This window comes from Aquibacillus halophilus (genome assembly GCF_009649745.1).
GTDB lineage: Bacteria > Bacillota > Bacilli > Bacillales > Amphibacillaceae > Aquibacillus > Aquibacillus halophilus.
Window position 1 is genome coordinate 89,320 of the sequence record NZ_WJNG01000001.1, and the last position, 12,523, is coordinate 101,842.

Genomic DNA, 12,523 nt, shown 5'->3' on the forward strand with positions numbered 1-12,523 from the left:
CTCTTGCTTATTTATAAGGATGAGGTTGTATCTATTTCTGAATCTTTATTTTTTTCACGCCTCTTTTTCTTCTTCAATGTTGAAGATGCAATGAAATCTGTTTTAACACTGATAATATAGTTAATAAGAGATAATTCCTCTAGAACATCTTGAAAACTACTTGATTTTTTAAACTTAACTGTTAATCTTAATTGGATATAATCCGATACCAATTCATCTGAAGTCTTCAATTCTAGGTTATCAATATCTATTTTTTTAACTTCTACACCAGTACTAGCAAGCTTATTTAAAATACCACTTAAATGACCAGGACCCTCTACCATTTTCAACAATAATTCTTGAGGAGTCTTCCTTCTAGTCAGTAGTTTCTCCATCTTGCTAAGAGCAAATAAAGAGATAAGTACAAGTGCGGTAGAGAGGATAGCAGCAAAGTAAAATCCTGCACCTACAGCAAGTCCAATAGCTGCACTTACCCATAACGATGCAGCGGTAGTAAGTCCCGAGACAATTTTCCCTGTCCTAAGAATCGTACCGGCCCCAAGAAATCCGATACCGCTAATAACCTGTGCCGCCAGTCGAGCTGGATCCATTCTTACATTGGGCTCATTTGCAAATTGTGAAAAACCATAAATAGACAAAAGAACAATTAATGCTGATCCTAAACAAACAAGAATGTGAGTACGAAATCCTGCGTGATGGGATCCAAGTTCCCTCTCTAAACCAATTGCACCGCCGAGAACAAGAGCTATCACTAGGCGTATGCTTATTTCAACTTCAGTGATTTGCCAAACTTCAGGATTAAAAATCATTAAAGTCAACACTTATATGTCTACCGAGTAACGCTTTTTATTTTTAAAATAAACAATTTCTTTGTAACCTACCTGAACGGCTTGCTCGACGGCATCCTCAATCATCGTTCCAAGATCATCTGGAAAGTGGGAATCTGAGCTCGTGGTAATTGGTACCCCATTCTTGTGAAGCGTCTCGAGAAACAACGGGCTAGGGCACATTTCTTTAACAGGATAGCGATAAGCTAAACCCATGTTGATTTCAGTGGCTACATCTGCATCTTTTAGCGCTTTGGCAACTCTGTTATATAAAGGTATAAGCAGTTCTTCATCCGGCCGATAATTAAATACTTTTATGTTGTCTAGATGTGCAATAATTTGAAATAAACCACTACGGGCCGCTCCAATCACATGGTCAAAAAATTGCGTGTAAAGGTCGAGAAGCTCTAGTTCTTCAAAACGATGTTGCAGTTCAGGGTTATCAAATCCCCAACCATCAATAAAGTGTACAGATCCAATAACAAAATCAAACTCGTACGGAGCAAGCAATTCCTCCAATTCACTTTCACAACCCGGGAAAAAATCTGCTTCAACACCAAGCGATATAGGTGTACCTTTTTTCTGAAAGCGACGAACTAGCTCAAAATAGCCTTCGATGGATTCTGTACAAACTCTATCTAACCAGTATCGTTGCATTGTTCCTGTCTGTGAACTATCTAATACCATGTATCTTTCATAATAAGAGCGAAATTCCGTGAATCGATATAAATGATCAACGATTCCAAAATGTCCTATCCCTTGTTCTTCTCCTAATCGAATATACTGATCCAACCACTCATCCGAATAGCTCCCCTTTTGAACTCGGTGATTTAATGCCCCAAGAAGATCGCGCATCCAGTCTAGGGAATGAATCTCTAAATGATTTTTCATGTTTGGATCCGCGTTTACTATTGCTTGGGTAGTTCGCATTAACCATCGAATCGAATATGGACCTTCTTCTAGATGAAAATGGTGGTCGATCTTCATTCCGATTCCTCCTCGTCTGCAATATGGAGATGGATATCTTTCTCCGATATATATTGTCTCCATTCCTCGGAACAACCACTGTCGGTGATGATTGTATATACCTCGTGCAGTGGACAAATGTTAGCAAACATTGTTTTACCAAATTTCGTATGATCTACTAGGAGAAAAACCTCGTCAGCCCGCTCCATCATTTTCCTTGAAATATAAGCTTCAGCTAAATCATAATCCGTTACACCATCAACTAATGAAACACCGCCAGCTGAAATAAATACTTTGTTCACATTAAGCTGAGATAGTACCAACTCGGCTAACGGACCGGTTGCAGATTTTTGTTCAATGTTTACCTCGCCACCAATAAAAATGATTCGACCTTTAAACATTTCCATAGCGAGTAAAACGGTTGGTGTCGAATGAGTAACAAGTTTTATGTTTTCATACTGATTCAAATGGCGAATAATCTCAATTGTAGTTGTTCCATTACCAATCATAATGGTATCTCCATCATTAATTAAGGATGCGGCATACTTGCCAATAGCCGCTTTCTCCACCGCATTTAGATGTGTTTTCATCTCAAAGGGAGGTTCAAATGAATCAGATTTCGCACTAACTGCACCGCCATAAACCTTTTTAAGCTTTCCTTCTTGTTCTAATCTTTCTAAATCACGCCGAATTGTTTCTGTTGATACATTTAGTTCTTTTGCCATTACTAAAGCTTTCACAGAATCTTCTCTGTAAAGCTTCTCCAATATCTTCTTTTTTCTATCCTCGTAAGATAAAGACATGATTAACCTCCTTAAGAGGGGATTCTCAATCCTTTACACTCTTCAATAGGAATGGCAATCTGGACAGTCATACCATTCTTAATCCAATGTATTTTAGATTCATTTAAAGCGTCTACGGTGATGCCAATCCCCTTAACATCCATATCGAATCTCATCACATTACCAAGCACAGTTGACATGACCACTTCCGCCTCACAGATGATATTTATCGTTTCATCCATATTGTGCCCTTCTTTAGCTAATGGAAAAATAGAAATGGCTTCTGGTCGGATAGCAAATAGTTCATTTTCACTTACTAACCGAGCGCCAGTTGTTTCTAATTCTGACTTTTTCAGCACATTGTAATTGCCGATAAATCGTGCAACGAATTCCGTTTCTGGAGAAGTATAAATACTCCTTGGACCGCCTTCTTGTTCAATATCCCCATGGTTCATGACAAAAATTCGATCGGAAATCGTTAAGGCTTCCTCTTGGTCATGAGTAACAAAAATAGTCGTCATATTTAACTTGCGCTGTATTAGACGTATTTCGTTTCTTAACGTTCTTCTGATTTGGGCATCTAATGCACTTAGTGGTTCATCCAACAAAAGGATTTTGGGCTTCTTAATCAAAGCACGGGCAAGAGCAACTCTCTGCTGCTGCCCTCCTGATAATTGGCCAGGGTACATATTTTCCTTTCCTTTTAAATCAATTAACTCAACCATCTCTTCAACCTTAACCGTATATTGTTCCTTATCCATTTTCTCCATTTTTAGACCAAACGCTATATTCTGGAACACGTTTAGGTTTGGAAACAAAGCATAGGACTGAAACACCATCCCCACTTCTCTATCCTTAGATGGCAAATGAGTAATTTTTTTGTCACCTACATATATATCACCCGAGCTCAAATCATTTAGTCCAGCAATCGCCCTTAACAATGTACTCTTCCCACAGCCTGAAGGACCCAGCAGTGTGATAAATTCACCTTCTTCGATGGAAAGGGAGATATTGTTTAATACCTTGGTAGAACCGAAATATTTTGATACACCTTCAATTTTTACGTAACTCATTATTCTCCCCCCTTTGCTATAGTTGAAGCAACATATTCTTTAGGCTTCCACCTGCCGAGTTTAATAATAAATCCTGAAATTATGAAAATAAGTATGAAGTAAGTTATTACGACAGCACTTGCTGTCTGACCACCTGTTCTCATTTTGTTGAACAGGTAAATTTGAATCGTTTCAAAGCTACCTCCGACTAGCAAATTCGCATAAACGAATTCACCGAAGATTAACGAGAATGATAGTAAACTAGATATTAAAATACCCGGTAAGATGTTAGGAAGAATCACTTGAACAAACGCGGTAATTTTCCCTGCTCCAAGAATCTCCGCTGCCTCCATAAGGTCCTTAGCATGGATTGTCCTTAAGCTGTTTCGTATACTTTGGTAGCTAAAGGGAAGAATCAAAATAAAATATGCACCCACCAAGATCCATATTGTTCCTGAAATAGCAATTGGACCACTAGAGTAAATCTTTATTAGACCAATAGCTGTTACAACTGGAGGAAATGCAAATGGAAGTAATACTGCTATTTGTAGTAACTTCTCCCATTTCGGTAAGTAGACCGCTATTACGAAAATAGCTGGCACCATAATCATCAGTGAAATAATGACCGTAATAGCACTAACTAAAACTGATCTACCCATCGCACTTATAAATCGCACATCTGTAAAAATTTCAACGTACCATTGAAGCGTGTAATGGTGCGGAACAAGTTCCGACTGCCATTCCTTAGCTAATGATAGTAATAATGTTGCCATTACTGGAAGAAATAAATAGATTAGTAGTAATGCAATGACAGCTTGGTGCCAAAAGAGGCCTTTTGTTTTCTTGGTTGTGTCATGGCTCATGTCCCTCTCCTCCTTGACCACCTTAGCATCAGTTCATTAACTACCAAGGAGAATATCATAATGATTGCAAGAATAACTGCTAATGCACTGCCAAGTTGAAAGTTCGGGAAAATATCTCCAGACACAAGTGCAGCTATTCGAATCGTTAAAAGATTAAAGCTAATCCCTGTCAGTGCATAAGCTGTTGCATAAGCGCCTAATGCGTTAGCAATTAACAGACTAAACGTTCCGAGAAGTCCCGGAAGAAGCACAGGAATACCGATGTAGCGCCAAAATTTCCAAGTAGATGCACCAAGTAGTGAAGCAGCTTCCTTCCATTCTGTACGAATACCATAAAAAATCGGATAAACTAATAAAATAGCTAGTGGAGTCTGGTAGTATATGTAAAGCTGTGTAACACCTGTCTGGGAATAGAGGTCAAATGAACCTGCTGCTTCAACGCCCATCCTCTCTAGGAGTAGGAGCAAAGCGCCGTTATTACCCATTAGGATCATATAAGCAAATGCCAACGGAACGCCAGCAAAGTTGGTCATCATATTGGAGACCATCAATAGTTGATCCCTAATACCGGTTGTGAATCTTGTAATTGAATAGGCCACAAATAACGCAATGATCATAGCTGCTACACTGGAATTAATAGAAATAACAATACTGTTTTTCATTGCTTCCAGATACAAACTAGTTGTGAGGCCCTTATAGTATTGGTCTAGGGTAAACCCTAGACCATCACTATTTTGAAAGCTCATTACAACCATTTGAAAGACAGGTATAATTTCAAAGGCGAAGACCCAAATCAAAAGCGGAACCAACGCCATTAACATTATTTTACTTTTGCTTGAACCTGTTCTAGCCATAACTGTGGAAGCTCCTTTATCGTGTTTTCCCATGCTTCAAAATCGTTAACTGGCATCGCCTTAGCATACTCGTCATTATCGATTAACAAGGAAGCTACATCGTCAGGTAATTCAACATTAGTACGAATTGGTCGGGCATAACCCTTTGCCAAGTTGATCTGTCCTTCATCACTAAAAATGTAAGCTCTTGCTAACTTTGCTGCATTAGGGTTCGAAGCATTTGAATTAATAACAGATGCATATCCACTAATAACACTGCCATCTACTGGAATGTGGACGTCAAATTTTTCAGCATCAAGTTCATCTCTGTAGCCAAGTGCATTGAAATCCCATAGCAAAGCAACTTCAACTTCACCCTTTTGAATATTTGGTACTAACACATCAACCTTTGACACTCGGTCTTGCTCTGCAAGTTCTGCAAAGAAATCTAGTCCTGGTTGAAGATTTGTTTCGTCACCACCATATGCAAATGATGCTGCCAATACCCCGTATTGTGCTTGTGATGCTTTAGTAACGTCACCAACGGATATTTTGTAATCGCCATTTTTCACGTCTTCCCAAGATTTCGGGCAAGTATCAACTAATGTATTATTACAAAGGAATGCGATGGAACCAGTGTATCCAACCATCCAATCACCGTCATCGTCCTTAGCCCAATCCGGAACGTCATCCCAGTATTCGGTCTTATATTTCGCTGTCAATCCCTTTTCCTCAGCAATCGGACCAAAGGATATACCAACATCACCGATATCTGGAGCATTATTTTTTTCGTTCTCAAATTTGGCAAGTTCTTCTGCACTACTCATATCAGTATCTGTATGTTCTATGTCGTATTTAGACTTAAGATCAGCCCATGTATCCTTCCAGTTCGCCCAGTTATCAGGCATACCAACACTTATAACTTCTCCTTCTTCTTGAGCCAACGGTAGAAGTTCTTCTAAAGTAGGATTTTCACCTAAATCTCCTCCATCATCACTATCCCCTTGGGCACTATCAGAACTACAAGCAGCTAAAGTAAAGATAAGAATTAACAGTAAACCAAAAAATAAAGTTTTCCCCATTTTCCTTGTAACAATTGACATTGTTCTTCCTCCTCTAATTCTTATTCACTATTTATTCCAACTGGTTATTTTTTACAAACCCCGGCAGTGGAATCTGATTCATTGCTTCTGTGGGGTGTAACCCGAGAAGTCTGCATACTAGAGGAGCTATGCCTATTTGCGGGAAAATACCTTCCTTATTACTCGGCGTTCTGAAACTTTCTCCAATTGCGAACAGCGCCACATCTCTTTCACCACTCCCAGTTCCTCCGTGGTGTCCATCCTCATTCATGCCATGGTCGGATGTTATCAAAATTTCATAGCCTTCAGCCATCCAAGTTGGTAGCAATTGTGCTAACAGGCTATCTGCAGCATTTGCTTGACCTCGATATTCCTTTGAATTGGATGTGTACTTATGACCTACATCATCAATATTCATGGAATGAATATACAAAAAATCGGGGTCATACGTTTTTCTCAAATGCTCGGCGTCAGCAAAAACATGGGAGTCTGGATATGTATCCTCAAAATAAAATGCTCCATGTTGGATCGGTTTCTCTACATCATGCTGTAATCGATCCTTAAACACATTAAAAGGAGCACTATTGTAAAGCTCACTCACCCAATAGTAAGCTGCTGCCGCAGTGGTAAGTCCCTCCTTTCTACAAAGATGAAAGATACTTGTTTGATTGGATAATCTAACTATTTTATTTGCTGTAATCCCATTTATCGAACTAGGTGTTCCAGTTAATAGAACTTCATATAATGGTCGAGATAAGCTTGGGAGTTCCGATTTCACTTTATATAAAGCACTTTTCGAATGTTCAACGAGATGATTCAAATATCCCATTTCTGAAATGGCTACATCATATCTCAATCCGTCGAGTACAACCATGATGGTTTTACCCAAAAACAACACCTCTCTTGTTTACTTTTTGTGGTTTGTTGTGTTTTCTTGTTGGTTACTTAATATTAAGTGCTTGGATATTGGAAGTCAATATATTTTTCTAAATATTCTAAATTTAAGAGTCAAGAGCAGAGGGACGGTTCTTGTGCTTTATTTTTGACTTGTTCTGTGTAGGGCATGAATTTGTGAAACTGCAAGTCTGTATAGATATAAATACTCATTTTTTTTGGACATTTAAAACAAAAAGAAGCAAGGGAATTGTCCCTCACTTCAAAAATTTACTCTATTGCTTTAAGCCTGATTTCAGCTAATACCTGTTGACCAAGTAGGCAGGTAGGCTTTTACGCTCCCTACTATTGATAATTTTTGCGATCTGGAATAGATGGTAATATAGCGAATCGAATCAAAAAGAAGCAAAAGAACCGTCCCTAAATTTTCGGCAAAAATACCTTCAAACAAAAAGGTAAGACCAACACAATCAGCAACATTCGTATCATTTGTAATGAACCCACAATCGAAGGATCTCCACCAACGCTTTCTGCGGTTAAAGCCATTTCTATAAGACCGCCTGGTGCAAGGCTTAGTATTGCAGTTACAAGATCGATAGGCGTAATCAGACTAAATAAATAACCTAAGCCAAAAGATATTGCTATCAGAATTACAGTTAAGCCAAAATAATAACCACAATATTTTCCAGCTTTACGTAGATCTTTTATGGAAACGGAAAATCCCAAATAAATGCCTATCGTTAGCTGCGCAAAAATATAGAAGAAATCCGGTAAGTGATATAGCGGATAGTTAGTTATTTGAAAGATCGCGACGATAACCATTGGAATGATAACAAGTGCAGCTGGTATCCTTTCTTGGAGAAGTAAAGCAAGTCCGTAAACAGCAACTAAAATAATGATGGTCCATAACGGCCCTTGTGAAGCATCGAGACCATTCAATAACTCCACATTTTCACTTCCTGAAGTTGGAGTGAATAATTGAGTCGCTAAAAGTGGAATCACAAATAACACCGTCATCAAACGTATGGTGTGGAAAATCGTAACTAGAGCTGTATTAGCTTTGAAAGAGCCACTTAAGGCAATAATGGCAGACAAACCACCTGGTACACTTCCTAGCAGACTAGTTGGTACGTCAATTGGTATCCATTTTGTCAGTAAATAAGCATTAACTAGACTAATGGTTATCAAGAATATTGTCAGTAAGCTATACGGCAATAAGTAAGGTAAAACGAGGTCTATTGTTGCCGCAGTGAAAGTGCCACCAATCTGAATACCTGTGATAGTGAAAGAAAAATTGCGAAGTGCTGTCGAGGATTCCCCCTTAAAAGGAAGAAAAGTCTTGCACATGAATATTGCTAATAACGGTCCTAATATCCAAGGTATGGGGATATGAAGCCACAAACATAGTAGACCACCGGCAAACCCAACAGCATATGTAGTACCAAAACTCTTAATATGATTAAGCTGCATCGAAGTCGCCTTCTCTCATGATATTACTAACTTACTACTAATAATATCAGAGTAAAAAATAGTATTCCACTTGGGTCTAGTAAATGAGTTAATGGACGGTTCTTTTGCTTCTTTTGGAAGCGCAAGAACCGTCCCTGAATCACACCTAAAACGTAATTTATATACCTAGGTATAGTTGTTAGAGCTTTTCTTTAACTCTACTATTAGAGATGAGTGGTGGAATCTCTATAAATAGGAATAAGGAGAGTGATTATTTAATGAGGAGAATAGTTAATTTGGCAATTGTTTTACTATTAGTTGCTGTAAGCCTTATATCACCAATGAGTATTGGTGCGGCTACCAGTCTAGTGCCAGACGATGCTTTGAGAACGGCGATAAATGAGGAATTGGGAGTCGCAGATCCTGCAACACATGAACCGACAGAAGCTGAATTAGAATCGTTGACTGAGCTTGACGAAGCTGATTATAAAGGAATCACGAATTTACAAGGTCTGGAACACGCTACTAATTTAACACTTTTAGATTTAAATCTTAATAATGTAACTGACCTTTCACCATTGTCTGGGCTCAGTAATTTAGAATCATTATCCCTAAGGAACAATGACATCAGTACTTTGGCACCGGTTAAAAACTTGAGTAATTTAACATTTTTAAATGTCTCAGGAAACCTTTCTTTAGACAAAACTGAACTAAGTGATTTTACACAACTGAAAAGTTTATACCTATATAGTTCAGGTATAACAGATATATCATTTCTTGAAAATTTAACTAATCTAAGAAATTTGTATTTAGACAATAATTCTATAAGTGATATAACACCAATCAAGGATTTACCTAATTTGGATCTATTAAATTTAAAAGCTAATTCGATAATTAATTTGTCAAATGCAACAAACCTTATCGATGGGCTAACAGCATTCAATGTAGATAATCAATCTATCGAACTGGCAGCAACTGTTTTGAACCCAGGTGACACATCAACAACCACTCAGAATATAGTAAAGGATTATAATGGAAATGTTATAGATAGTATCACACCAAGTGACGGAGGAACTTACACATCCCCTAATGTTGAGTGGACTGGGTTAACAGGTACGGAAACAATGAGATCTTACACCTTCACACAATCGCTCACGAATACAGCAGGTGAAACATTCGAATTTTCAGGGGTCGTAGAACAGCCATTAAACTGGGGAACTAGTCTAGTACCTGATGATGCACTCAGGGCAGCAATCAAAGCCGAACTTGGCAAAAGTGTAGCCCATGTACTGACAGAATCCGACTTGGAATCTCTTACCGGCGAGTTTAAGGCTAGTGCTAAGGGGATTTACAGCATAGAAGGAATGCAATACGCTAAAAATTTAGATAAACTAAATTTATCACTAAATCAATTTAGCGATATAACACCACTAAGTTCATTAACTAGATTAACATCGATAAATCTATTATCTAATAATATTACAGATATTGAACCTCTAAAAAATCTATATAATCTTGCATCATTACAGCTAGCTGTAAACAACATCACTGATATAAGCCACTTAGACAATTTAACTAGCTTGGAGGAACTTTATTTACATGGTAATAGTAATCTCAATCTTTCACCATTAAGTAATGGATTCTCTAATTTAAAAGCCTTGAATATAAGTTCAACAAACAATAGTGATATTTCTGTCTTAAGCAATCTATCAAGTTTAGAGTACCTTGTAGCAGATGATAATAAAATTAGTGATCTATCACCAATAGAAAATCTACCCCTTGAAAGATTACATGTAAAAGAAAATGCAATCACTGACTTATCTCAAATAAAGGATTTGTTTAGTCAATTGTCCTTCTTCTATGGAAGTAATCAAAATATTGTATTGTCCGAGAAAAATATAGCGGAAACTACTACATCTATGTATATCAATAACTTCATAAAAGATATTAACGAAGATATTGTCGATAACATAACCCCTAGTCACTCAGGTGTATACAACTCTCCACGAGTTGCGTGGGTTGGCTTGAATAGTAATAGTGATACATCAAGAAGTTATGACTTTTCAAACGATTTAAGCGCAAGTGATACTCATGGTAATATAGAGTATTCTGGCACAGTAACCCAACCGATAAACTGGCTGTTCAATGAATCTCCTGTAATCACAGCAAGCGATAGAACCATATCAGTAGGGGATGATTTTGATCCGTTGGAAGGTGTTACTGCTACTGACGCTGAAGACGGAAATTTGGTTAATATTCAGGTGACTAGTAATAATGTCGATACCAATACTCCAGGTCAATACCAAGTTTCATACCGAGTCGTAGATAGTCAGGGCGGAGTAGATAGCTTAACTATTATAGTGACAGTTGAAGGCGATGGAGAACCGGATCCTGAACCAAATGAAGCTCCAGTCATTAATGCAAATGATGTGACGATTACTGTTGGAGACGACTACGATCCGTTAGCTAACGTTACTGCAACAGATACTGAAGATGGTGATCTAACTGACGCTATTACAGTTACCAAAAATGAAGTCGACACCAGTGCTGCTGGTGACTATGAAGTAAGTTACGAGGTTATGGATAGCAGTGAAAAAGTTGTGAATGCAACAATTACAGTCACTGTTGAAGCAGTACCTGAGCCTGAGCCAAACGAAGCTCCAACCATTGATGCAGATGATCTGACAATCACTGTTGGAGACGACTACGAACCATTAGCTGACGTTACAGCAACAGATACTGAAGATGGTGATTTAACTGATGCTGTTGTAGTTACTAAAAATGAAGTCAATACTAGTGTTGCTGGTGACTATGAAGTAAGTTATGAGGTCGTCGATAGCGGTGATAAATCTGCAGAAACGACAATTACAGTCACTGTTGAAGCAGCACCATCCCGCGATACTGACGAAGATACCCTACCACAAACAGGAGAAGCAACCTTGTACCTATCGATCATCGGAGGAATAATACTGATATTGATTGGATTTGTTACAATACGAAGAATGAATTAAGGAATGAATTAAGGGACGGTTCTTCCGATTCCAAAAAAGAATGCTGTCCCAAACTTGGGGCAGCATTCTTACTGGGGACGGTTCTTTTGCGTCATTCCTGCTTAAGAAATTTCAGGAATTTTAGGGACGGTTCTTTCGTTTCCTCCCTACTTTATTACAAGCCAACATATGCAACTAAGTTTCTTAAATTATCTTGTAAAGGTTCTACTATAGTAAGAAAAGGTCGCTCGTTGAAATAAAGCAAACCGACAAGCAGTGGAACTAGAATGATACTGGGTAAAACGAATTGCTTAATTGGCAATTGATTTTTTAACATAACCCAAAGGGTCAACGGTATTGCCAGGCCCAATGTTATCCCAAACATATTGGCAACTGCATCTAAAAACTCAGCACTTCGATTTGGCACCATATATTGTCGATACTCTTCAACAATACCAACAGTCACCAGAGCAATCCACATCGACTTTATTCTACGGTTGATATGTTGTTCGCCCGAGATAAGAATAATTAGGAATCCTAAAATAATTGATATAACTCCATAACTTAAAAAATGAATCTGCTTATCCAATCCAAAAATAATTTGATAGTCTAACAACATCTCCATCACCCTTTCACCTAATAGCTTAGCCATAACTATGGCGCAATAGACATAGTTAGATAGCTTATCAAAATACCATTTTCTACCTGCCAGTTTTCTATCAAGAATGATTGGAGAAATCTATAAATTTATAGTAGATACAAGAGAACCGTCCCTGTTTCGACAC

General features: G+C 38.1%; 11 protein-coding genes. 1 reads left to right on the top strand and 10 read right to left on the bottom strand.

The genetic code is table 11. The features are described from left to right. Positions 1-11: 11 nt before the first annotated feature. The 9 genes from GH741_RS00405 to GH741_RS00445 form a co-directional block, all read right to left on the bottom strand. Positions 12-809: an MgtC/SapB family protein gene (locus GH741_RS00405; protein WP_153734803.1), complete on the bottom strand. Its 798-nt coding sequence runs from the start codon at positions 807-809 to the stop codon at positions 12-14. Positions 810-821: 12 nt separating this feature from the next. Beyond that, positions 822-1,814 carry a PHP domain-containing protein gene (locus tag GH741_RS00410; protein WP_153734804.1) on the bottom strand — a complete coding sequence of 331 codons (993 nt, stop codon included), beginning with the start codon at positions 1,812-1,814 and terminating at the stop codon, positions 822-824. After that, positions 1,811-2,596 carry a DeoR/GlpR family DNA-binding transcription regulator gene (locus GH741_RS00415; protein WP_153734805.1) on the bottom strand — a complete coding sequence of 262 codons (786 nt, stop codon included), beginning with the start codon at positions 2,594-2,596 and terminating at the stop codon, positions 1,811-1,813. Before GH741_RS00415 ends, GH741_RS00410 begins: the two co-directional genes overlap by 4 nt. An 11-nt stretch (positions 2,597-2,607) precedes the next feature. Further along, positions 2,608-3,648: an ABC transporter ATP-binding protein gene (locus tag GH741_RS00420; RefSeq protein ID WP_153734806.1), complete on the bottom strand. Its 1,041-nt coding sequence runs from the start codon at positions 3,646-3,648 to the stop codon at positions 2,608-2,610. Next, positions 3,648-4,490 carry an ABC transporter permease gene (locus tag GH741_RS00425; protein ID WP_153734807.1) on the bottom strand — a complete coding sequence of 281 codons (843 nt, stop codon included), beginning with the start codon at positions 4,488-4,490 and terminating at the stop codon, positions 3,648-3,650. Before GH741_RS00425 ends, GH741_RS00420 begins: the two co-directional genes overlap by 1 nt. Further along, positions 4,487-5,344: an ABC transporter permease gene (locus GH741_RS00430; protein ID WP_240795356.1), complete on the bottom strand. Its 858-nt coding sequence runs from the start codon at positions 5,342-5,344 to the stop codon at positions 4,487-4,489. Before GH741_RS00430 ends, GH741_RS00425 begins: the two co-directional genes overlap by 4 nt. Then, positions 5,311-6,426 (bottom strand): ABC transporter substrate-binding protein, encoded by a 1,116-nt coding sequence (locus tag GH741_RS00435; RefSeq protein WP_240795357.1) that lies wholly within the window; start codon positions 6,424-6,426, stop codon positions 5,311-5,313. Before GH741_RS00435 ends, GH741_RS00430 begins: the two co-directional genes overlap by 34 nt. Before the next feature lie 31 nt (positions 6,427-6,457). After that, positions 6,458-7,300 (bottom strand): alkaline phosphatase family protein, encoded by an 843-nt coding sequence (locus GH741_RS00440; RefSeq protein WP_420809377.1) that lies wholly within the window; start codon positions 7,298-7,300, stop codon positions 6,458-6,460. 419 nt (positions 7,301-7,719) lie between these two features. Further along, positions 7,720-8,769: an AbrB family transcriptional regulator gene (locus tag GH741_RS00445; protein WP_153734809.1), complete on the bottom strand. Its 1,050-nt coding sequence runs from the start codon at positions 8,767-8,769 to the stop codon at positions 7,720-7,722. A 275-nt stretch (positions 8,770-9,044) separates the two neighbouring features. Between GH741_RS00445 and GH741_RS00450 the strand changes: the two genes are divergently transcribed. Beyond that, the gene (locus tag GH741_RS00450) at positions 9,045-11,759 is read left to right on the top strand and encodes an immunoglobulin-like domain-containing protein (RefSeq protein ID WP_205677295.1); all 2,715 of its coding nucleotides are present in this window, start codon (positions 9,045-9,047) and stop codon (positions 11,757-11,759) included. Positions 11,760-11,913: 154 nt separating this feature from the next. On the opposite strand, the gene GH741_RS00455 is transcribed toward GH741_RS00450, so the two are convergent. Then, the gene (locus GH741_RS00455) at positions 11,914-12,390 is read right to left on the bottom strand and encodes a VanZ family protein (RefSeq protein ID WP_153734811.1); all 477 of its coding nucleotides are present in this window, start codon (positions 12,388-12,390) and stop codon (positions 11,914-11,916) included. Between the last annotated feature and the right edge of the window lie 133 nt (positions 12,391-12,523).